The sequence below is a fragment of the Halogranum roseipondis genome, from assembly GCF_059695585.1.
Genome location: NZ_CM185235.1, coordinates 1,898,668 through 1,919,390, shown reverse-complemented (window position 1 = coordinate 1,919,390; position 20,723 = coordinate 1,898,668). Strand labels below are relative to the sequence as shown.

Sequence of the window (20,723 nt, the reverse complement as noted above, 5' to 3'; positions counted from 1 at the left end):
AAAGTGAACAGGTTCGGTCTCTCGGTCATTCGAGGTAATCGTCCCGATCGAAGACGGTACCGATACGTTTTGAAGACGTTGATCGCCTCTCTCGATTCTGTGGACTGAGCCACAGAGTAAGGCTGCAGTTTCTCTCACTCCACCGAAATAACGCCCCACAATCGACTTTCTACCCACTACTACTAGAAATTTCGTAGGAAAACCATGGATATATCAATATATACGTACGTCTCGGAGATACTCTCTCAGATCACATAGTCGCGATGTCTCTGGATATCGAACTCACGTATGTCTTCGATATATCGAAATAAAATATATATCAGGTTAATTATAAACTCGGATGTCCGACGCTGAAAGGGACGGCGCGTCCGACGCACTCGACACTCTCTGACGAGCACGCGGATAGCGTCCACGAGACGGTGGGTGACGAATCGTCATTACAACACTATGCCAGTAACATCGTGCTGGCACTTGTCGACGAACGTCCGATCGAGATGTGTTTAGCGATCCGAAACGGCGCTCACCGATACGAGAGGTTGATGCTGACGACGTTGGCCGCTCGCATGACGAGGTCGGGAACGGTCGATTCGAGATACTCCCCTCGCATTCTACTCACGGGACCGGCGACGCTGACAGCGCCGCGGACGACGTCGTCGTTCGTGATGACGGGTGCCGAGACGCAGCGAATCCCCTCTGCTCGCTCTTCCATGTCGAGGGCGTACCCGCGCTCACGGATCTCTGCCAGGTTCTCGAGGAGTGCCTCCCGCGTACTCAGCGTCTGGTCGGTACTGGGCGCCAACCCGTGTTCGTCGACGATCTCGTGGACCCGTTCTTCCGGGAGATGTGCGAGGATTGCTTTCCCTAATCCCGTCTGATGGAGGTACACCCGTGAACCGATGCCCGTGTCGAGAGAGAGCGCGTTCTCGCCCTCTTTCCGGTAGAGGTAGAACCCTCTCCCGTGTTCTTCGACGAGGACGTTCCCCAGTTCGCCCGTCTCTTCGGCGAGTTTGTCGACTTCCGGCACTGCGACGTCGTAGATTTCGTATCGACTCTTCGTCTGTTCACCGAGTTCGAAGAGCCGAAGACCGAGCCGGAACTTGCCGTCCTCTTTGACGACGAATCCTGTCTCCTCGAGCGTCGTGAGGTGGTTGTGGATCGTCCCTTTCGTGATCTCGAGGTGGTTCGAGAGCTCCGTCACTCCTGCCTCGTCCAACTCTGCTAACTTCTCGACGATACTCGACGTCGTTTTGACCGCCTTCACCGGGTTCTTCGCTCGTCCCATACCCCTGCGTGAACATCCAGCCACAAAAAGCTTGTTTGGCTCCTCTAAACAGATTCGGTGGCGCGTCCCAATAAGCTGTTCCGCCGCGACAGCCCATCTAATTCTGCCTCTCTGGATACAGTCGAGTTTCAAGAGGGGAAATAAACCGTCAGTTCGAACTAACGACATCCGTCTCTGTGAGATCTGGTTTTGTAACTCTAAACGCCCATCTCGACTTCCCAGATCGGCGAAAGACTTTACAAGGGGTACAGTAGACATCTTGGTGTCCACTATGGATTACGAGATCGACGGAAACACGGCTATTGTCGCCGCATCGAGTAGCGGACTCGGTAAGGCGTCGGCCAAGGTTCTCGCGAGCGAGGGTGCCAACGTCGTCATCAACGGCCGCGACGAGGGACGACTCGACGAGGCGACCGAAGAGATACGAGCAGTCGCCGAGGGCGACGTACTCCCCGTCCAGGGCGACCTGACGGAGGCCGAAGACATCACGCGACTCGTCAACCGAACGGTCGACGAGTTCGGTGGTATCGACCACCTCGTGACGAACGCCGGCGGACCGCCGAGCGGTTCGTTCTTGGAGACTGACGACGACGACTGGTACCAGGCGTTCGACCTGCTCGTGATGAGCGTCGTTCGTCTCGTCCGCGAGTCGGCACCCTACCTCCGCGAAGGCGACGGCGGCACCATCGTCACCATCACCTCTCGAAGCGTGAAAGAGGCGATCCCGTCGCTCGTGCTCTCGAACTCAGTTCGAATGAGCGTCATCGGACTCGAGAAGACGCTGTCGAAGGAGCTCGCGCCGGAGGTGCGGGCGAACGCGGTTCTTCCGGCCCCCCACGAGACGGCCCGCCAACAGGAACTCATCCAGGCGGCCGTCGACCGCGGTGAGTACGAGAGCTACGAGGCGGGACTCGAGACCAAAGGCGAGATCAACCCACTCGGGCGCATCGGAGACCCGACAGAACTCGGCGACGTCGTCGCCTACCTCTCGTCGGAGCACTCGAGTTTCCTCAACGGTGTCGCGATCCCCGTCGACGGTGGACAAGGAGCGTCGAACCTCTGAGAGAACATGACACGATTAGCACGAACGATCGACGGTCGGCCGATGATCGGCGACGAGGACGGGTTCGTCCCACTGTCGTCTGTCGACCCGTCGCTCACGACGGTTCAGGACGCACTTCCACTAGCCGCAGCGGGTGAACTCCCGACGCCGGATCACGCCCCGAGCAGTCCCGTCTCCGCGGCACATCTCGCATTCGGTGCACCGCTCGAGCGACCGGGGAAGCTCTGGGGGATCGGACTCAACTACGCCGACCACGCGTCGGATCTGAACGAGGACAGCCCGACGGAGCCCGCGAGTTTCATGAAACCCGCGACTGCCGTGACAGGTCCCGGTGGTCCGATCCGGCTCCCGTCACGGGAGATCAGCGACCGGGTGACCGCAGAGGCAGAACTCGCCGTCGTCATCGGTCGAACCTGTTCGGACGTCGCCGAGGCCGACGTCGACGACGTCGTTGCGGGGTACGTCCCGGTGATCGATATGACGGCCGAGGACATCCTCGAGCGGAACCCTCGGTTTCTGACCCGGTCGAAGAGCTTCGACTCGTTTCTCGTGTTCGGTTCGGAACTGATCACCACCGACGAGGTCGGTGCCCTGGACGACCTCTCGGTCCGCACCGTCGTCAACGACGAGGTGGCCGCGGAGAACCGAATACGGAACATGATGACGCCGCCCCGGGAGCTCGTGTCGTTCCACTCGGAGGTCATGACGCTCGAACCGGGCGACGTCATCTCGACGGGAACGCCCGGTGCGAAACATATCGTTCCGGGCGACAGCGTCAGAGCAGAGGTAGACCGCGTCGGCACAGCGACAGCGAACGTCGTGAGATGATCTCGTTCGCTCTCGACTCGCCGGAAGAAATATAACCACCAATTGAGACACACTGACATACACCATGAAGATTGCAGAAGTAGAGAGCTTTGCTGTATCGATTCCGCTGAAAGAACCCGTCGCCTTCGCGACCCGCGTCGTCGAGGAACGCGACCACGCTATCGTCTACGTCCGGACCGAGGACGGTACCGAGGGCGTCGGATACACGCTCGGGTACGGCGGTGCCGACGTCGTCGCACAGGCCGTCGAGAGCGTTCTCGCACCGATGGTCGAAGGCGAGGACCCACGAGACACGTCGCGCCTCTGGCGCGAGATGTTCGACGGGACGGTCCAGATCGGCCGCAAAGGTGTGATGGTACGAGCCATCTCGTGTATCGACATCGCGCTCTGGGACATCAAGGCGAAGGCGGCGGGGATGCCGCTGTACAAGCTTCTCGGTGGGCACGCCGACGAGGTGCCGGCCTACGCGAGCGGTGGCTACTACCGTGAAGGGAAGGGTCTCGAAGGACTCCGTGAGGAGATGGAGACCTACGTCGAACGAGGCCACGACGTCGTGAAGATGAAAGTCGGGCGGAAGTCGCTCGAAGAGGAGGTCGAACGTGTTCGCGTGGCGCGTGAGGCGATCGGTCCGGAGCGGACGCTCCTGATGGACGCCAACGGGAAGTGGAAGAACAAACAGGAGGCCGTCCGTGCCTGCCGGAGGTTCGCGGAGTACGACCCCTACTTCATCGAGGAACCGGTCATGCCCGACAGCCTCGATCTGTACCGCGAGGTCAACGAGTCGCTCGACTACGCCGTGGCGGGCGGCGAACTGGAGTTCAACCGCTACGGCTTCGCCGACCTCCTCCGTGAAGACGCGGTCGAGGTCATCCAACCCGACGTGACGGTCGTCGGTGGCGTCACCGAGTGGATGCGCGTCGCCCACATGGCAGCGTGCCACGACATCCCGGTCGCCCCCCACTACAACTGGGACTTGCACATCCAACTCCTCGCGGCGATCGAGAACGGACTCTGGATCGAGTACTTCTACCGCGACTCGGACGTGAAGGCGTTCGACGACGTACTGACGTACCCCGTCGAAGCGAAAGACGGAATGATCGAACTCCCCCAGCGTCCGGGACACGGCGTCGAACTCGAACGGGACGCTCTCGAAGAGTTCCGCATCTAAGGGTCGAAACGAGCCGAAAAGGCGTCTTGTTTCAGAACTCCAATCGGTCGCCGACGGCCAGTTCGGTGATTGTCGGCGCGGCTTCGTCCGAGTGGGCGGCTACCTCCGTCCGGAACTCCTCGACCTCGTCGCTCCCGGGGACGTAGTGAACGGGCACCACGGTACTCTCGTCGAACCAGCCCGCTGCGACGGCGGCGTCGCGTGGCGGCAGCGGTGCCCGGTCGCCCGGTGCGCTCCCGACGGGTAAGAGCACGACGTCCGGCTCGTTTAGCTCTGCGAACAGTTTGAGGTCGCTGAAGAGCGACGTGTCCCCGACGTAGTAGAGGCTCGCGTCCGAACAGTCGAACTGAAAGCCGAGCGGGATCCCCGAGAGCCGTTGGTCTCCAGCGTCGAAGTACGAGAGGTGACGCGTCTCGAGGACCCTCACTCCGACCCCGTTCGTCTCGAACGCGTTCCCCCAGATGACGCGGTCGAGTTGCGCCTCCGGGATCCCTTCGCTCGCGAGGTAGTCGGCGACGGCCGGTTCGGTGTACACCGTCGCACCGGACGCCTCTGCGATCGGAATCGTATCGCCGAGATGGTCGTACGCGCCGTGGGTGACGAAGAGAGCGTCCACGTCCTCGAAGTCGGAAGGTTCCAGATCGACCCAGTCGGGTTCGACGACCCACGGGTCGACGAGAAATCGAGTGTCGTCGACCGTCAGGTCGAACGACGACAGTCCGTAGTACGTGATGGTCGGTACCGACGATGGCATGAGCGGTGTTCTCGTGGCCGATTACAAGACTGTTCCGGCGAGGTGGTGTGAATCTGACCTGAACACTTTTGTGGAGGGACGACAATCGGTCTCGTACACCTATGACCATGAACGTCCTATTGACGGGTGCGTTCGGCCGGGTCGGGACGGCGATCATCGACCACCTCGCCGACCGCGACGAGTACAACTTCACGTACCTCAATCGGTCGGATCGAGAGGAGTACGAGACGTTCGTCGCCGACGTTTCCGACTACGAGGAGATGCGCCCGGCGTTCGACGACCAAGACGCAGTCATCCACTTGGCGGGGTATCCGGAGACCGACGGGAGTTGGGAGCAGATTCTCGAGAACAACATCGTCGGGATGTACAACACGCTCGAAGCGGCGAAGGACGCCGGCGTTCCGAAGTTCGTGTTCGGCTCCACCAACCACGTCGTCGGGATGTACGAAGTCGAGTTCGCCCCCGAACTCTACGAACGCGACTTCGATCTGACGGTCGACGAGAACTCGCCTCGGCGTCCCGACTCGTACTACGGTTCCTCGAAATCGTTCGACGAGGACCTCGGCCGGTACTACGTCGAGAACGACCAATCGACCGAACAGTTCTACGCGCTGCGGATCTGTTCAGTTCGGCACGAAGAGTACGACCACCCCTACGGCGACGCCGAACACGGCGTCGACCAAGGGAAGTGGGAGCGTGGTAGCCCCGAGTACGAGGAGAAGGTCGCGCGGATGAAGGGGATGTGGCAGTCCCGTCGCGATCTCGCCCACCAGGTCGACTGCTGTCTGCAGGACGACGACGTCGAGTTCGACGTGTTCTACGGCGTCAGCGACAACGACCGTCGGTGGTTCGACATCGAGCACGCCCGGGAGGTACTCGGTTACGACCCACAGGACAACGGCGAGGAGTGGGACGCGCCACCGGAGGGGAGATAAATGTCGGAGAAACTTCTCCTCGACGTCGACCCCGGTATCGACGACGCACTCGCCATCCTGATGGCGCTCGGGAACGAGGACGTCGACGTCGTTGGGCTCACGACGGTAATGGGGAACACGACCGTCGAGAACACGACCCGAAACGCGCTGGCGCTTTTGGAGTTCGTCGACCGGACTGACGTGCCAGTCGCACGCGGGGCGGGCCGACCGTTCGCCGACGAACTCGTCATGGCCGAGTACGTCCACGGTCCCGGCGGCGTCCCCGACACCGTCCGCGAGGCGCTCCCGGATCCGTCGAACGAGCCCGTCGAGCAACACGCAGTCGAGTTCATCCTCGAACAGGCGGACGAACACGGCGACGAACTGACGATCGCGGCCGTGGGACCACAGACCAACCTCGCGTTAGCGCTCGCACAGGACCCCACCCTCCCCGACCGGATCGGCGGGATCTATCAGATGGGCGGCGCGCTGAAGACCACCGGTAACGTCACACCCCAAGCATCGTTCAACTTCTACGTCGACGCCGCTGCCGCCGCCCGCGTCGTCCAAGACGGGTGGCCGACAGTCGTCGGCCTCGACGTGACCGAACCAGCGTATCTCCCGCCGGCGGCACAGGAGCGTTTCCGCGGCCACGGAGCGTACGGCGACGTCGTCGCGGACATCCTCGAGTACAAGGCACAGGGTCCCGACGGGACCGTCGCCGAAGGTGGCTCCATCACGAGCGACGCCGTCGTCTTGGCCGGCATCCTCGGCGATCCGATCACCTACGGGGAGGCGTACGTGGAGATCGACACGACCGGCGGCCCGTCGAACGGTGCGACGATCTACGACGAACACGGCGTCTACGAGCAGCCACCGAACTGCACCGTCGCACTCGACGTGGACGTCGAGCGCTGCCGTGAACTGATCCTCTCCAACCTGGAGAGGTTGCTGCCCGGAGAACCATGAACCGCATACTCGCCGTCGTCGCGCCGACCGAGGCGGATGTGCAACTGCTCGAAGAAGCGGGCGAAATCGCCGCAGCGGCCGGCGTCGAAGTCGTCGTTCTCGCGCTCGCCATAGAGGGTGACGAACACACGTCGCTCGAGGCGATGCGTCGCTGGGAAGGGTTCGAAGACACCGGTAACGACGGGACGGACACCTGCCGTCGTTTCGCCAACCACCTCGGAACTCAGGTTCTCGAACCGCTCGGAGTCGAGTATCTCGGAATCGGGGAACCGGTCGAGAGCATGCGTCCCTCAGGCATGATTATCGAGGTGGCAGAGAACCACGGTTGTGACCACGTCTTCGTCACCAACCGCAGTCGGTCGCCGGCGGGCAAGGCGCTGTTCGGCGACACTGCGCAGTCGGTGATCCTGAACTTCGACGGGTTCGTGACTGTGCGAAGCGCCTGAGAAAAGAACCCGCCCTCCATCGCGATGGAGACAACAGCCAACGAAGAATACACAAACTAGAGTACCGCAGCGAGCGGGAATGTCGCTCTCGGGGACTCAGACGATTGAAACACCCACGAGAGGAATCCCACGACTTCAGTCGTAGGTGGATGCCAACCCGATACGGACTAACCTTCGTCGAAGTCTCGACAGACGGATCTAGTGATACGGGGTGCGAGTCCGTGATCTCAGTTCGGGAGGAAAAGAGGAACAGCAGACAGATAATTTCTCGGCTAGCTTGGGGGGATTCACCAAAGATTTAATATGAGGTAGTGGCCACAGTAGGCTGTCATACAATGTCAAGCACAGAATCTGCGACCAGTGGCGGCCGTATCGAACGACTACGAGAGAACATCGGCGAGGACTTCTCGACGACGACGTGGGTCCTCATTCCGTTAGGGATCGGTATCAACGCGATCGGTGGCTTCATCGCGAGTACGCTGAAGCTACCGTTGTTCCTCGACAACATCGGAACGATGCTGATCGGCATCTTGGCGGGGCCGTGGGCTGCCGCGCTCACTGGCGGGCTCGCGAACATCGTGCAGGCAATGCTCGGTAACCCAGTGCAACTGGCGTTCCTCCCCGTCCCCGTCGCGATCGGGCTCGTAACTGGGTTCCTCGCTCGGCGCGGGTGGTTCGACAGTGTGAAGAAGACGATCGTTCCAGCCCTCGTGCTCACGGTGGTCGCGACGCTCATCGCGACGCCCATCGTCGTCCTCGTGTTCGGTGGCGTCACGAGTTCGGGGACCAGCCTGGTCACCGCTACGCTCGTCGCGACGGGCCGCAGTCTCGTCGAGAGCGCGGCCACTGCCCAGCTCGGCGTCGAATTCGTCGACAAAGGTGGGTCGGCGTTCGTCGCGTACTTCATCGGCAAGTCGGTGCCGACCCGATACCTCCCACCCCAGGGGCAAGATATATACTCGTAGTTGTGGCAAGTAAGAGCACAGAGAGGCAGTATCGGCTCTCGTCGACTACCCCTACATAACAGATCAAACAATGTCTGAATCCGACACCTCGATTTACCAGCCCGGGGAGAGCATCCTCCATCGCATGAACCCAGTAACGGAGATCGTCCTCGCGACCTGTCTCTCGCTGGTCGTCTTCATCGTCGAGAGTTACTACGTTCCGTTGACGTTGCTGCTCGTCTTGCTGGCGTTCGTATTCGTCGCACGAGTTCACGGACTCGTGTTGAAACTGTACGCGGCCGTCGCCGTCCCCTTCGCGTTCTTCCTCCTGCTCATCCAGGGGATTCTCCTCACACCGACGGACGGAACCCCACTCGTCACCTTCTGGTCGGTGACGGTGTGGGAATCAGGGTTCGCACAGGCGCGACTCATCTTCCTCCGCATCAGCGTCCTCATCGTGGCGTTCCTCCTGTTCGCCACGACTGCGCAGCCACAGCGGATGCGAATCGCACTCATGGACAAGGGCGTCCCGAGCAAACTCGCGTACGTCTTCATCGCATCACTGCAGATCATCCCCGAGATTCGCGACCGGGCGGCGTCCATCTCGGACGCACAGCAGGCACGCGGCCTCGACACCGAGGCGGACGTACGGACGCGGATCACCTCGATCGTCGCGTTGCTGGCACCGCTGCTGATCAGTACGCTCATTGTGGCGAACACGCGAGCGCTGGCACTCAACGCCCGTGGGTTTCAGGCGACCGGCCCGCGGACGTATCTCTACGACGTTCCCGATCCGACGGGCGAGCGCGTGCTTCGCTATCTCGGCGGCGTCGCCGTGCTCGGCGCAGTCGTCTGGAGGGTGCTCGTATGAGTCTGATCGAACTGAACGACGTCACGTTCCAGTACGGGACGCAACCGGACGACGAGTACGCCGTGAAAGACGTCGACATCGACATCGAGTCGGGACAGTTCGTCGGTGTCACTGGGCAGAGCGAAGCGGGGAAGGCGACGCTCTGTCGGCTCATCTCCGGACAGATCCCCCACTTCTACCACGGGGAGCGCTCGGGGACGGTCTCGGTGGAGGGGATCTCGACCGACGAGTCGTCCGTCGGTGAGCTCGCTCAGAAGATCGGCTACGTCTTCGAGAACCCGTACGACCAGCTCACGGGAGCGACGTCGACGGTGCTCGAGGAGGTTGCGTTCGGGCTGGAGACACACGGGCTCACTCGCGACGAGATGCGTAGTCGAGCGCGAGAGAGCCTCGCCGCGATCGGCGTCGAGGAATTGGCCGAGCGCAACCCGATGCAGCTGTCCGGCGGACAGTGCCAGCGCGTCGCCATCGCCTCCGTGATCGCGATGCAGCCCGACGTGATGGTGCTTCAGCAGCCGACGGCACAGCTCGACCCCGAGGGGACCGAAGAGGTGTTCGAGGTCGTCGGCAGGATGAACGACGAGGGGTACACCGTCGTGATGGTCAGCCAAGAGATGGAACGGCTCGTCCCTCACCTCGATCGACTCGTCGTGATGGACGACGGCCGCATCGCGTTCGACGGTCCGCCGGACGAGGTGCTCGTCCGAGCCGCCGAAGAGGGACTGCCGGTCTCGGTCCCCGACCCGGTTACCGTCGGTCACCGACTTCGCGACGAGGGGCTCGTCTCTCGAGACGAACCGCTCCCGGTGACGGAGGCGGAGTGTCTCGCGGAACTCCGTCACGTCGTCGACCGACCGTCCGCTGCGGACGCGACGACGCGGGCCCCGACTGTGGACAGTGCCGACAACACCCTGTCTAACGGGGCGGCCGACCCGACAGTCGTCCTCGACGACCTCCATCATCGCTATCCGAGCGGTGTCGAGGCGTTGCGAGGCGTCTCGTTCTCGCTCGAGGAGGGATGTATCTGTCTCATCGGCCAGAACGGTGCCGGGAAGTCGACGCTCGTGAAGCATCTCAACGGGCTTCTCGATCCGACGGACGGGTCGGTGTCCGTCTGCGGGATGAACACGACCGAGCACACGACCGCCGAGTTGGCCCGTCACGTCGGTCTGAGCTTCCAGAACCCGGACGACCAACTGTTCCACAGCACCGTCGAAGGTGAAATCGAGTACGGACCGCGGAACCTCGACTTCGACGACGACGAGATCGACGAGACGACCGATAGAGCGCTGTCGCTGCTCGATCTGGAGGAGCGGCGAGAGCAGAACCCCTACGACTTCGGCCAACCGTGGCGAAAGCGAGTCGCCGTGGCGTCGGTCGTCGCGATGGACACCTCGGTCGTCGTCCTCGACGAACCGACGAGCGGACAGGACGTCCCCGGCTACGAGCAGCTCGGGACGGCGGTCGAACGACTCGTCGACGACGGAAAGCTCGTCGTCGTCATCACCCACGACATGGACTTCGTGCGCGAACACGCCGACCGCACGATCCTCCTCGCACAGGGACAAGTGATCGCAGACGGCGACACCCGCGACGTGCTGGGCGACGACGAGACGCTCGCTCGCTCGAACGTCCACCCGCCGACGATAACGCGAATCGGTCTCGAACTCGGTCTTGGACCACTCCTCTCGGTCGACGAGTTGTTCGAGACGATCAGCAGCCGAATCGACGACACGTCCGTGTAACTGCCCTCCGCATCGTACCCGAATTACACACCACACAACTCATGAATACGAAACTACTGCTCGATATCGACCCAGGTAACGACGACGCGATCGCACTGTTCATCGCTCTCGCCGCAGACGACGTCGACGTCGTCGGCATCACGACCGTCGCGGGGAACACCACGGTGGAGAACGCGACACAGAACGCACTCTCCCTGTTGGAACTCGTCGACAGAACCGACGTTCCCGTCGCCGCCGGAGCGGACCGACCGCTCGCTGACGAACTCGTGACGGCCGAACACGTCCACGGCCCGGACGGACTCCCCGAGGTGGTTCGAGAAGATCTCTCGGACCCCACGACGGAACCGATCGACACACACGCAGTCGAGTTCATCCTCGAACAGGCGGACGAACACGGCGACGAGTTGACGATCGCGGCGCTCGGGCCGCAGACCAACCTCGCGTTAGCCCTCGCACAGGACCCGAGTCTCCCCGAGCGCGTCGGCGACATCTACCAGATGGGCGGCGCGCTGAAGACCACTGGTAACGTGACGCCGCAGGCGTCGTTCAACTTCTACGTCGACGCCGCCGCCGCCGCTCGCGTCGTCCAAGACGCCCACCCGAAAGTCGTCGGCCTCGACGTGACGGAACACGTCTACGTCGACACGGAGGACATCCGAGCGCTAGCCGAAGAGGAAGACCCGCTGCCGACGATGGCCGCCATCTTAGAGTTCAGCATCGAAGAGGTCCGATCGAAGTTCGGACACGACGGCGGGCTGGCGAGCGACGCAGTAGTGCTTGCCGACATCGTCAACGACGCCCTCGAGTTCGAGGAGGCGTACGTGGAGATCGACACGACCGGCGGGCCGTCGAACGGTGCGACGATCTACGACGAACACGGCGTCTACGAGCAGTCACCGAACTGTGAGGTGGCGCTTGGAGTCGACGGCGACGCGTATCAGACGACGGTGCTCGATGCGCTCCGAACGTTCGGTGAGTGAGAGGAGGCGTTCGGACGGCTACTCTCGAGTGTAGGTCACGGTCCGCTCTTCTCCACCGCGGCTGACCGTCGTCTCCGCGGGCGTCGTCCGCGCAACTTCGACGCCACGACGGACGACACGCACGCGAGGCGCACGGCGACGGAGCGCGTCGAACGGATCCGCTGCGTCGAAGACGACGAGCGACCCCTCACACCCCGGTTCGAGTCCGTACTCTTCCTCGCCGACGATGGCGGCGTTCGCCCCCGTCAGCATCTCCCAGAGCGCGTCGACGTCGCTCCGGCCGTTCATGTGCGCGTAGTGAAGCAATACGAACGCCGCGTCGAGGGGGTCGCCGACGCCGTAGTGATACCAGGGATCCATCACCGAGTCGTGCCCGATGCCGACTGTGACGCCGCTCTCGCGGAGTTGGTCGATGCGAGTGTGGCCGCGTCGCCGCGGGTAGTCGTCGTATCGGCCCTGGAGAACGGCGTTGTCTGGAGGGTTCGTCACCACACTGACGCCGCTCTCCGCGAGCAGTGAGACGAGTTTGTTCGCGTAGGCGTTCGAGTACGAGTGCATCGCAGTCGTGTGACTCGCCGTGGTCTTCGCCCCGATACCCCGCTTGAGCGCCTCGCTGGCCAGTACCTCGGTGAACCGCGACTGGGGGTCGTCGGTCTCGTCGATGTGGAGGTCGAGCGGCAGTCCGTGTCTCTCTGCCAGATCGACCGCGATCTGGACGTCTTTGACGCCGTCCTCTCGTGTGTGCTCGTTGTGCGGAATGCCGCCGACGACGTCGACACCCATCTCGATCGCGTCGACGAGGAGCTCTTCGTGAGCGTCTTCGGTCAGGATACCGTCCTGCGGGAAGGCCACGACCTGGAGGTCGACGAGGTCGGAGAGCTCCGCTCGGAGCTCCACGAGCGCCTCGACGCCGGTCAGTGTCCGCTCTGTCGTGTCGACGTGTGTCCGCACGCGCGTGACGCCGTGGCTGACGAGCCACTCGATCGTCTGTCGTGCACGTCGCTTGACGTCGTCTGTCGTGAGTGACTCCTTGCGGGCTGCCCAGATATCGATCCCCTCCGCCAGCGTCCCCGACTGGTTCCAGGTCGGCTCTCCCGCGGTGAGAGTCGCATCGAGATGGATATGTGGCTCGGTGAGCGTCGGCGTCACCAACCGGCCGCTCGCATCGAACTGGTCCGCCGGATCGAACGTCGACGTATCGGCGGTCTTCGGGTCCGTTACGCGCTCTATCGTTCCATCGGTAATGACGACGTCCGCCGCCGACCCATCGAGTAGCGTCGCATCACGCACGAGATACTGTGACATGGACGTCCTTTCTTCCAACGGTTGTAAATCACTATTGCCAAGATTTTGACTGTTCGGCGGCGTCGAGTCGTCGCCTACGAGAGGAGACGGGCGACCCGCCGACAATGGTACCGTCGCGACGACGTCACTCCTCGATCGGATCAGGAAGCTGGGCCGAGCAGCCTTTTCACATCTTGTGTTGTGGTTTTTGCACAATAGTATTCGCCGAGCACACGACTAGAAAAGTCAACTCTACTCGAATATGCCTGTAAAGTAGGAGAATCTTTACTCTCTGTAGAGATCGATGTACGTACGAGTTTACAACTATCTTGCAATATTTACTACATTATCACTTCTACGGTGTTTTTATATACTATTTGACGAATTTGATCTACTACATCAAAATATCTTCTTTAGAGCCGATAATACATTGTTTTCAATTTTGGATAGACGATCTCGTCCTAATATTGTACTTACTACGCAATAGTATGGGAATAAATTTCTTTTTTACTATCCAGAAAACATTTATCGGTGTCCCTATGACGGTAAGTGAATGGCCAAGCATCGATCTGCCAGCGTCGACGATCTCGTCGACGACCTGGTCGTCGCCTCCAAGATCGACGAATCGGGTGCGGCGCGTGGGGAGTTGCTGAATTTCAGAAACCGACCATCCGACGAGACAGACGCTGCTACACAACTCGTCGAGTTGGCAGTACGGCTCGAGACCGGAGAAGTGACGAAAGTCGTCGCCCCAAAAAACCAGTTCTACAGAGTCCTGAACCGACAGGGGTTCACTATCGACGACGTTCATGCGCTCGACGTGTCTTCGACGACGATCCCGCTCCCGTTGCTCTGCACGTCCTTGGGAACGGAACTCGCGACACAGACAGGATCGACCACGAACTGGCTGGTGTATCTCGCTGTCGGATTCGTTGGCAGTATGCTTCTGCTTTCGCTGTTCCTGTAGCCCTCTCTTCTCTCCAGTCGGTGGAATAAGCTTCTAAGAACTGCGTCAGGTGGCGGCCTGACGCAAGCGGGGACAGCGGTGGTATGCCTGAGACCGGGAACGGGTCGAGTTGTTCCGTGACCGCTGTCACTAGCGTTCAACTGTGGGTTCGATATATGCCTTGTGGGCAGAGCTGTCTGTGAGAGTTCAATAACTTCGCTGTTCGAGAACCCAGATCTGTCGAAACGAGTGTGATGAGACAGATATAGAATAATTCAATATGTCATGAAATGATGTCTGACAATCAATACTGGTCGTGGGGGAAACTGCATAATAGCGCCCATATGAACTCACTAAACGCATTCAAGTATCAACAACTGAGTGCAACGATACCTGGTATATGTAATAATCGAGAGTGTATCCTCATCCACGCATGCATGATTTGACTGGCTTCCAGCGCGACCTCCTGTACGTTGTCGCTGGCTTCGAGAATCCACATGGCCTCGCGATCAAAGAAGAACTCGAACAGTACTACGAGAAAGAGGTTCACCACGGACGATTGTATCCGAACCTCGACACCCTCGTCAATAAGGGCCTCGTCGACAAAACGGAGAAAGACAAGCGGACAAACGGCTACCACATTACGAAACGGGGACACCGTGAGCTCACCGCTCGCGAGGAGTGGGAACAGCAGTATCAGTCAGCAACCCACAATTGAACTCGTAGGTGACTGATAATAGGGACCGTACTTGTCTCCGAGGGGATGAAAAACTGAGTCGCGGTGAACTCTCCGAATGAGATACTGAACGCGATGAACTCACCAGCCAGTATTACTGGGAAGATAATGGGGCTCCGTCACGATTGCCGTGAATCGTACGTCGAGGCGTCGAAATACCGATCAAGCGCTGTTGAGCTGTCAGTCTGCGCAAGCACTAGCTGTAGTTTCAGCCGTGCTTTGTGCGTCGGGAGGTCGTCACCGTGGTGGGCGCCGTGCGAAGCGAGCGTCTGTCCACCGCCAGCAGTTCCGTACACTGGTGCTGTCGACCCGGCATAACAGCGAGACGTAACAACGACTGGAATCCCCGCATCAATCGACTGCTCGACGGCATTCCCAAGCGACGTGGTCGCATTCCCTAATCCCGTTCCCTCGAGTACGATCCCATCGACGTCTGCTGCGATTGCCTCCTCAAGTTGTGCACTGCCGACACCAAGGCCGGATGTGACTGTCCGAACGGTCGCAGCCGCGTCGACGTCCTCGAGCGAATCTGAATAGCTTCCCGGTGCTCGATATAGCCGAATCGCCTCACGAGTGAGGACTGCAATTGGACCCTTATCGGGCGAAGCGAACGTATCGAGGGCGTGAGTGTGTCGCTTTGTGACGTCACGGGCCGCGTGAAGCTCCTCGTCGAAAGCGATGTACACGCCCCCCGTCGCGAGAAGTCGTTCGTCAGTAAGCACTCGTACTGCCGTCACGAGATTCGACGGTCCGTCGGCGCTCAGTTCGTCGGCCGATCGCTGTGCACCAGTGAAAACCACCGGCACGTCACTCTCGAGCGTCAAATCGAGTAGATATGCAGACTCTTCCATCGTATCAGTCCCGTGCGTCACAATAACTCCATCCGCCCCGTTTTCGATCTCCTGCTGAATTGCCTCTCGGAGGTCCTCAACTGCTTCGAGATCCATCGTGAAGCTTGGTCGCTGCAGAACCTCGCGGACCGTCAAATCCGCATACTCCTCCAGCTGCGGGATTGCAGCCACGAGTTCCTCGCTTCGTTTACTCGGTGCTGCTCCACTCGCGGTTTGGGTACTCGCAATCGTTCCACCAGTCCCCAAAATTGAGATACTGGGTCGCATCGTTCAATGGTCGCATCACACTGACAATAGTCTGTGGGAGACGGCAGCGACAGGAACCGAATCACCGACAGCTGCCAGTACGAGCAAGGATTTCTGGCTCAACTATCGTTATGATTCTGTCGGGTGAAGAACCACGTGCATCTTATGAGTAAAATTGATGTGGCAATCGGTGTCGACGCGGACTGCGTCGCTGGATGGCTTGGGTCGTATGGCGGGGCCGACTCACCCGCAGACCTCTCACGTGGACTCTCTGCTGGGAAAGAAGGCATCCCTCGATTAGTACAATTGTTCGAGGACCAAGAAATCGACACGTCGTGGTTTATCCCTGGACATACAATCGAGACGTTCCGCGACGAAGTAGATGCAGTCGCTGCTGGAGGTCACGAAATCGGTGTGCACGGATACTCGCACGAAAATCCGACCGACCTGGCTCGTGAGCAAGAAGACGAGATCATTGAAGCCTCGATCGACCTCATCGAAGATGTAACGGGAGAGAAACCAGTCGGCCATCGTGCCAGTTGGTGGGAGTTCAGCGAGAATACACCTGATCTCGTCGAGAAACACGGGTTCCTCTACGACAGCAGTCTCATGGAGACCGAATTCGAGCCGACATGGATGCGAAAGGGGGACTCTTGGAAGAAAATCGAGTACGAACAGGACGCCGAGACCTGGATGGAACCCTACGAGTACGGCGACGAAACCGATATCGTCGAAATTCCGATCAGCTGGTATCGCGACGACATCCCTCCGATGCTGTTCATCAAACAGCCGTTGTACCACGCTGGATACAAGGACCCCGCAATGATGTACGAGCAGTATTACAAGCGTCAGTTTGACTTCCTGTATAACCGCCGCGGCGCTGGCGTCTACACGTTCACGATCCACCCAGATCTCCATGGACTCCCACACATGATCTCTCACCTCGAGGAGTTCATCCAGTACGTCAAAGGTCACGAGAACGCCGAGTTCAAAACCCTAGAAGAGATCGCCCACCGGTTCAAAGACGACCCATCAGTGTACGAATCAGAAGGAGACTACGTGTAGTACCAAGTGCACGTCATCACTCACCCGACCGCACGACAGCATATGGCCGGGCGAGTGAATGTTGCATGAGCTGCCATATTCATCCCAACACCTCGAAAAGCGCCTGCTCTGTCAACAGTCTACTCAAGCGAACACACGAGTGGCGATGGCTCAGCTGAGGACGGGGTGTTTGACCGTCCCACAAGACAGCCAAGCTGATGCTACCACGCAAAAGATGCTTGGAACGTATCCGTCTTGAAACCGTAGGACTGAGCAGACGTTCGGCTTGAAATCCCATGATGGGATTCCCGCGACTTGAGGCGCGGAAGGTGGTCAATCAACGAACACGATCTGGTGCTAGAGCGTCATCTACGCATCAGTGTCTTCGTCTTCGTCTTCGTCTTCGCCCTCATCAGCGAGCTCCGTTAGCTCAGCGTAATTCCCAGAAACGGCGATACCGGTCTGCGAATTAGAATTCGACTGCCAGTTCGATTGGCTGGCCATGGAAGTACCCTCGTCACTATCGAACGTAACGGCCACAGCACCGGATGGTCCGTTGGCATTGCTCTGTCCAACAGATTGGCCTTGTTCGACAGTTGCTGAACTATTCTGGTCGACGGTCGTTGAGCTGTCCGGCTGAGCAGCCACAGAGCCAGCACCCATGATGAGGAGACTGCCAACTGCAGCGACGACAAACAGTAGCTGTGTAGTGCGCTTCATGTTTTGTTCTCTGTGAGCACGTTGCTCACACGAACACATGACACTGGGTTGCTACATGAACACCTCTTATTGTTCTTCTATACATACTGAGTTGTTAGAATTTTATGGGGCTTCTGAAAACGAATATATGACTTATATAGCGCAACTAATTATATATTCTCCGATACACCAATACTTATTAGATTTTCTATAAGTCTAGCTTTACCCGAATTTTATAGACTTTCGAACGAATATCTACAGATGAGTAAGGCGAGTGTCTCAGGGCTTGACCCCGAGGTGATTCACAAGGGGATGTGACTAATCAAACTGTTTCAACACTCGTTTTTCGGGTTCTCTACGGTTGCTTGGGCTTGCTGCACGTTTTGGTTCACCTGGTAGTTGACCTGTTCTGCCGTTGCACTGCCATCATTTCTCGCGACAGCGATCGCAGTGAATTGCTCAGAGACATTCAGCTGCTCAACAAACTGCGTTTGCGTAATGTCAGCCGCAGCCACCTGCTGGGTAGTCTGGTTGCTACCGTTATCGTATGCAACCGCCCAAGAGTCGTCACCGTTGACGTCCCAGCCAGTCACTACCTTCGACGCCTTCGACTGCCCAGTATCGACGTTTAGCGCCGTTGCTTCGGCAATCTGCGCATTGAAGTTCCCCTGGTAGCTGGCCTGGGTCGCTGTCGCTGTACTGTCATCAACGGCGACGGCAGCGGCGATATTCTGCGCATTGGCGTTCAGTTGCCGAACCGCTTGGAACTGCTCGATATCGGCCGCCGCAGCCTGGATGTTGGACTGCTCCGCTCCCTCCCGTGAATGGGACATGTCCTTCGCCGAGAAGTCACCCTCCATCTTCGCATGCGCAGTCACTTCCGTGAGTGATTTCGGATCGAAGTTGATCGCCGTGGCATCGGCGAGTTGCTTGTTCACGTTGAACTGGCAGGTAATCTGTCGGGCTGTCGCGACGCTTCCCTCGCCAACGGCAATGGCGATTGCGACACCCTGCTCACTAACGTTGAGTTGATCGACCGTTTGGGACTGGCCAACCGACGAGTCGGCATCCTGCGAGGATCCCTTACCAACGTTGGCTGCGAGCGCCGCAGCCGTCTGGGAGTTGTTGTTCTCCTGGTAGCTTCGTTGATACGCTTGCGAACAGCTGTCACCAACCGAGACAGCGACAGCGGCACTTTGGGTATTGACGTTTGCCTGTTCAACCTCTTGGACTTGATCGACCGTTGCCTCAGCAGACTGGTCACTCTCATACGTACTGTCACTGACGACCCAGCCAGAGAATTCTCGGCAGCCGGTCTCTCCAACGAAGACAACGTATGCGTTACCGACATCGGTGAATGTCCGCTTTTCTTGTTGCTGTGCTGTGTTTATCGACTGCGCGCTTCCGGCTTGCGTGTTCTCATTGTTTTGGTAGGTGCGCTGGATTGCCTCCGCTTCACCACCATCAATGGAAATCGAAACGGCAACATCCTGCTGTGTGACATTCAGCTGGGTGATGTCCTGAAACTGGATTACTTCCGTCGACGATTGCTGTGAGTTCGCCTTGATATCATAGATGTGCGTGTCAACCCACGAGTCGAGATCGGCTTCCGACGTCTCTGCACCGAAGACGAGGTACAAATCGTCCCCGTCCACGTGCATGCCGTCATGTGAGTCCGCAGTTGCGCGGTCAGCAGTGCTCGACAGAACGCCGGCACCCATCCCGGCTGCTGCGAGTCCTTTGAGATACCCTCTTCGATTAATCTTGTCTCTGCATTCGTTATTTTCTACCATGGCGCACTGTATCAATAGCCTGACTTACACTTTGTTATGAATGTCTTAGAAGATACACTTACCGAGTAACCCGTGATTACTACCGGCTGATACCGTTCTCTCCAGTTGAGCCGAAACAGAGATTGACCGGTTGATCTCCCAACGACCCGGTTCTCGTTTCATCGACTGCACTACAGAATCACAAGACGGCTCTCTATCAACAATGTGCTACACAAGAGCGTGCGTAGGAAGTATCGGATTCACTCTCGTTCCCAGAACGAGACGCCTCGCGTCTCGTCAACGCCATAAACGGCGAGGTTCTCTCCTTGTAGAAACATAGTGAGTTCTGTCTTGACTCTGCAGTACACGCCACCAATCTGATGGTCACTTAACAGACGATGTAAAATATTATATTGGTGTCAAATGAACTCAAACCATGACGACGATACTTCGTGGGGGAGCGGTGGACACATCAAGCGACATTACGTTCGCTGATGCACTCAAGCAGTACAAAGCGACGGGGAACAACACCCTCGTCGTCGGAACCTTTCCACAGACGATTGCATATCAACTGAGTCGCACCCATTTCGGAGCAGTTGAGGAGAGTCGCTATCGAGTCCTCGCAGTTACGAATCTAAACCAGGACACCATCGAACAACGGTTCCCCTCGGAGCTCTCTGCGGTCGATCGACACGACCACACGAGTGTGATTACGTATTCGACGACCGCTCGTGGTGGAACGGCAGCACCACAGTCCTCAAGGAGTGGCCTCTCGGGACCACAGCTCAACTCGGAGCGAGAAGCAGACCTTGATGTCTTTACACACGCACTCTTCGAAGAGATCGACTCGCACCACGCTGCTTCCACGGGTGGATTCGATCCAGCACAGTTGCGTGTCTCGCTGGATGGGTTAGAGCCGTTGCTAGGTATGTTCGGGACTGAGACAGTCGATTCGTTTGTTGCGGAACTCACTGCCGCCATCCGGACGTACGATGGGATGGGGCAATTCTTTCTCTCGTACCCCCGCTCGCATTCGGTCATCGAAACGCTCGAGCAGCACTTCGAGATTATCATGACGGTCGAGCAACAATCTGATGGCTCATATGTCCAAACGTGGGAACTTCCCGAACACAATATCCAGACGCGGGTCCCTCTTCAGACAGATTGATTAGCGACGGTAC

20 protein-coding genes are annotated in these 20,723 nt (G+C 59.0%); 14 read left to right on the top strand and 6 right to left on the bottom strand.

Annotated features, from left to right (window positions below; genetic code table 11):
* Window positions 1–520 precede the first annotated feature (520 nt).
* Window positions 521–1,282, bottom strand: a complete 762-nt coding sequence (locus tag EOHIBHHM_RS10050; RefSeq protein WP_497250120.1) for an IclR family transcriptional regulator — start codon at window positions 1,280–1,282, stop codon at window positions 521–523.
* Window positions 1,283–1,553: 271 nt separating this feature from the next.
* Between EOHIBHHM_RS10050 and EOHIBHHM_RS10045 the strand changes: the two genes are divergently transcribed.
* The 3 genes from EOHIBHHM_RS10045 to EOHIBHHM_RS10035 all read left to right on the top strand — a co-directional run bounded on the left by EOHIBHHM_RS10045 (window position 1,554) and on the right by EOHIBHHM_RS10035 (window position 4,341).
* On the top strand, window positions 1,554–2,345 hold the full coding sequence (locus tag EOHIBHHM_RS10045) for an SDR family oxidoreductase (protein ID WP_497250118.1): 792 nt from the start codon (window positions 1,554–1,556) through the stop codon (window positions 2,343–2,345).
* A 6-nt stretch (window positions 2,346–2,351) separates the two neighbouring features.
* Window positions 2,352–3,173, top strand: coding sequence for a fumarylacetoacetate hydrolase family protein (locus EOHIBHHM_RS10040; protein WP_497250116.1), 822 nt, complete (start codon window positions 2,352–2,354; stop codon window positions 3,171–3,173).
* Window positions 3,174–3,237: 64 nt separating this feature from the next.
* Window positions 3,238–4,341, top strand: coding sequence for a mandelate racemase/muconate lactonizing enzyme family protein (locus tag EOHIBHHM_RS10035; protein WP_497250114.1), 1,104 nt, complete (start codon window positions 3,238–3,240; stop codon window positions 4,339–4,341).
* A 31-nt stretch (window positions 4,342–4,372) separates the two neighbouring features.
* On the opposite strand, the gene EOHIBHHM_RS10030 is transcribed toward EOHIBHHM_RS10035, so the two are convergent.
* Window positions 4,373–5,095 (bottom strand): metal-dependent hydrolase, encoded by a 723-nt coding sequence (locus EOHIBHHM_RS10030; protein ID WP_497250112.1) that lies wholly within the window; start codon window positions 5,093–5,095, stop codon window positions 4,373–4,375.
* A gap of 107 nt (window positions 5,096–5,202) precedes the next feature.
* On the opposite strand from EOHIBHHM_RS10030, the gene EOHIBHHM_RS10025 reads away from it, so the two are divergent.
* From EOHIBHHM_RS10025 to EOHIBHHM_RS09995, 7 genes are all read left to right on the top strand, one after another.
* On the top strand, window positions 5,203–6,030 hold the full coding sequence (locus EOHIBHHM_RS10025) for an NAD-dependent epimerase/dehydratase family protein (RefSeq protein WP_497256973.1): 828 nt from the start codon (window positions 5,203–5,205) through the stop codon (window positions 6,028–6,030).
* A complete protein-coding gene (locus EOHIBHHM_RS10020; RefSeq protein ID WP_497250110.1) occupies window positions 6,031–6,978 on the top strand; it encodes a nucleoside hydrolase in 948 nt (315 codons plus the stop codon).
* Complete coding sequence (locus EOHIBHHM_RS10015; RefSeq protein ID WP_497250108.1) at window positions 6,975–7,424, top strand: universal stress protein; 450 nt, start codon at window positions 6,975–6,977, stop codon at window positions 7,422–7,424. Before EOHIBHHM_RS10020 ends, EOHIBHHM_RS10015 begins: the two co-directional genes overlap by 4 nt.
* Before the next feature lie 335 nt (window positions 7,425–7,759).
* Window positions 7,760–8,389, top strand: coding sequence for an ECF transporter S component (locus EOHIBHHM_RS10010; RefSeq protein ID WP_497250106.1), 630 nt, complete (start codon window positions 7,760–7,762; stop codon window positions 8,387–8,389).
* A gap of 70 nt (window positions 8,390–8,459) precedes the next feature.
* On the top strand, window positions 8,460–9,239 hold the full coding sequence (locus tag EOHIBHHM_RS10005) for an energy-coupling factor transporter transmembrane component T family protein (protein WP_497250104.1): 780 nt from the start codon (window positions 8,460–8,462) through the stop codon (window positions 9,237–9,239).
* Window positions 9,236–10,984, top strand: coding sequence for an ABC transporter ATP-binding protein (locus tag EOHIBHHM_RS10000; RefSeq protein ID WP_497250102.1), 1,749 nt, complete (start codon window positions 9,236–9,238; stop codon window positions 10,982–10,984). Before EOHIBHHM_RS10005 ends, EOHIBHHM_RS10000 begins: the two co-directional genes overlap by 4 nt.
* A 41-nt stretch (window positions 10,985–11,025) precedes the next feature.
* On the top strand, window positions 11,026–11,964 hold the full coding sequence (locus EOHIBHHM_RS09995; protein WP_497250100.1) for a nucleoside hydrolase: 939 nt from the start codon (window positions 11,026–11,028) through the stop codon (window positions 11,962–11,964).
* A gap of 18 nt (window positions 11,965–11,982) precedes the next feature.
* Here the strand turns inward: EOHIBHHM_RS09995 and EOHIBHHM_RS09990 are convergent, their stop codons facing one another.
* Window positions 11,983–13,269: a cytosine deaminase gene (locus EOHIBHHM_RS09990; RefSeq protein ID WP_497250098.1), complete on the bottom strand. Its 1,287-nt coding sequence runs from the start codon at window positions 13,267–13,269 to the stop codon at window positions 11,983–11,985.
* A 532-nt stretch (window positions 13,270–13,801) separates the two neighbouring features.
* Between EOHIBHHM_RS09990 and EOHIBHHM_RS09985 the strand changes: the two genes are divergently transcribed.
* Both EOHIBHHM_RS09985 and EOHIBHHM_RS09980 read left to right on the top strand, forming a co-directional pair.
* Window positions 13,802–14,215, top strand: a complete 414-nt coding sequence (locus EOHIBHHM_RS09985) for a hypothetical protein (RefSeq protein WP_497250096.1) — start codon at window positions 13,802–13,804, stop codon at window positions 14,213–14,215.
* 412 nt (window positions 14,216–14,627) lie between these two features.
* Complete coding sequence (locus tag EOHIBHHM_RS09980) at window positions 14,628–14,912, top strand: PadR family transcriptional regulator (RefSeq protein ID WP_497250094.1); 285 nt, start codon at window positions 14,628–14,630, stop codon at window positions 14,910–14,912.
* A gap of 137 nt (window positions 14,913–15,049) precedes the next feature.
* On the opposite strand, the gene EOHIBHHM_RS09975 is transcribed toward EOHIBHHM_RS09980, so the two are convergent.
* Window positions 15,050–16,048 (bottom strand): asparaginase, encoded by a 999-nt coding sequence (locus EOHIBHHM_RS09975; RefSeq protein ID WP_497250092.1) that lies wholly within the window; start codon window positions 16,046–16,048, stop codon window positions 15,050–15,052.
* A gap of 144 nt (window positions 16,049–16,192) precedes the next feature.
* On the opposite strand from EOHIBHHM_RS09975, the gene EOHIBHHM_RS09970 reads away from it, so the two are divergent.
* The gene (locus EOHIBHHM_RS09970; protein ID WP_497256971.1) at window positions 16,193–17,092 is read left to right on the top strand and encodes a polysaccharide deacetylase family protein; all 900 of its coding nucleotides are present in this window, start codon (window positions 16,193–16,195) and stop codon (window positions 17,090–17,092) included.
* A gap of 348 nt (window positions 17,093–17,440) precedes the next feature.
* Here the strand turns inward: EOHIBHHM_RS09970 and EOHIBHHM_RS09965 are convergent, their stop codons facing one another.
* Entirely contained in the window at window positions 17,441–17,791 is a 351-nt protein-coding gene (locus EOHIBHHM_RS09965; protein ID WP_497250090.1) for a hypothetical protein, read from the bottom strand.
* A gap of 311 nt (window positions 17,792–18,102) precedes the next feature.
* Window positions 18,103–19,563, bottom strand: coding sequence for a hypothetical protein (locus tag EOHIBHHM_RS09960; protein ID WP_497250088.1), 1,461 nt, complete (start codon window positions 19,561–19,563; stop codon window positions 18,103–18,105).
* A 415-nt stretch (window positions 19,564–19,978) separates the two neighbouring features.
* Here EOHIBHHM_RS09960 and EOHIBHHM_RS09955 point away from each other — a divergent pair, with 415 nt between their 5' ends.
* Complete coding sequence (locus EOHIBHHM_RS09955) at window positions 19,979–20,710, top strand: DUF7504 family protein (RefSeq protein WP_497250086.1); 732 nt, start codon at window positions 19,979–19,981, stop codon at window positions 20,708–20,710.
* The last annotated feature ends 13 nt before the right edge of the window (window positions 20,711–20,723 follow it).

Bases quoted from the DNA above. Each gene is read 5' to 3' on its own strand.
- EOHIBHHM_RS10050 (WP_497250120.1), bottom strand. From the start codon at position 1,282: ATGGGACGAGCGAAGAACCCGGTGAAGGCGGTCAAAACGACGTCGAGT.
- EOHIBHHM_RS10045 (WP_497250118.1), top strand. From the start codon at position 1,554: ATGGATTACGAGATCGACGGAAACACGGCTATTGTCGCCGCATCGAGT.
- EOHIBHHM_RS10040 (WP_497250116.1), top strand. From the start codon at position 2,352: ATGACACGATTAGCACGAACGATCGACGGTCGGCCGATGATCGGCGAC.
- EOHIBHHM_RS10035 (WP_497250114.1), top strand. From the start codon at position 3,238: ATGAAGATTGCAGAAGTAGAGAGCTTTGCTGTATCGATTCCGCTGAAA.
- EOHIBHHM_RS10030 (WP_497250112.1), bottom strand. From the start codon at position 5,095: ATGCCATCGTCGGTACCGACCATCACGTACTACGGACTGTCGTCGTTC.
- EOHIBHHM_RS10025 (WP_497256973.1), top strand. From the start codon at position 5,203: ATGAACGTCCTATTGACGGGTGCGTTCGGCCGGGTCGGGACGGCGATC.
- EOHIBHHM_RS10020 (WP_497250110.1), top strand. From the start codon at position 6,031: ATGTCGGAGAAACTTCTCCTCGACGTCGACCCCGGTATCGACGACGCA.
- EOHIBHHM_RS10015 (WP_497250108.1), top strand. From the start codon at position 6,975: ATGAACCGCATACTCGCCGTCGTCGCGCCGACCGAGGCGGATGTGCAA.
- EOHIBHHM_RS10010 (WP_497250106.1), top strand. From the start codon at position 7,760: ATGTCAAGCACAGAATCTGCGACCAGTGGCGGCCGTATCGAACGACTA.
- EOHIBHHM_RS10005 (WP_497250104.1), top strand. From the start codon at position 8,460: ATGTCTGAATCCGACACCTCGATTTACCAGCCCGGGGAGAGCATCCTC.
- EOHIBHHM_RS10000 (WP_497250102.1), top strand. From the start codon at position 9,236: ATGAGTCTGATCGAACTGAACGACGTCACGTTCCAGTACGGGACGCAA.
- EOHIBHHM_RS09995 (WP_497250100.1), top strand. From the start codon at position 11,026: ATGAATACGAAACTACTGCTCGATATCGACCCAGGTAACGACGACGCG.
- EOHIBHHM_RS09990 (WP_497250098.1), bottom strand. From the start codon at position 13,269: ATGTCACAGTATCTCGTGCGTGATGCGACGCTACTCGATGGGTCGGCG.
- EOHIBHHM_RS09985 (WP_497250096.1), top strand. From the start codon at position 13,802: ATGGCCAAGCATCGATCTGCCAGCGTCGACGATCTCGTCGACGACCTG.
- EOHIBHHM_RS09980 (WP_497250094.1), top strand. From the start codon at position 14,628: ATGCATGATTTGACTGGCTTCCAGCGCGACCTCCTGTACGTTGTCGCT.
- EOHIBHHM_RS09975 (WP_497250092.1), bottom strand. From the start codon at position 16,048: ATGCGACCCAGTATCTCAATTTTGGGGACTGGTGGAACGATTGCGAGT.
- EOHIBHHM_RS09970 (WP_497256971.1), top strand. From the start codon at position 16,193: ATGAGTAAAATTGATGTGGCAATCGGTGTCGACGCGGACTGCGTCGCT.
- EOHIBHHM_RS09965 (WP_497250090.1), bottom strand. From the start codon at position 17,791: ATGAAGCGCACTACACAGCTACTGTTTGTCGTCGCTGCAGTTGGCAGT.
- EOHIBHHM_RS09960 (WP_497250088.1), bottom strand. From the start codon at position 19,563: ATGGTAGAAAATAACGAATGCAGAGACAAGATTAATCGAAGAGGGTAT.
- EOHIBHHM_RS09955 (WP_497250086.1), top strand. From the start codon at position 19,979: ATGACGACGATACTTCGTGGGGGAGCGGTGGACACATCAAGCGACATT.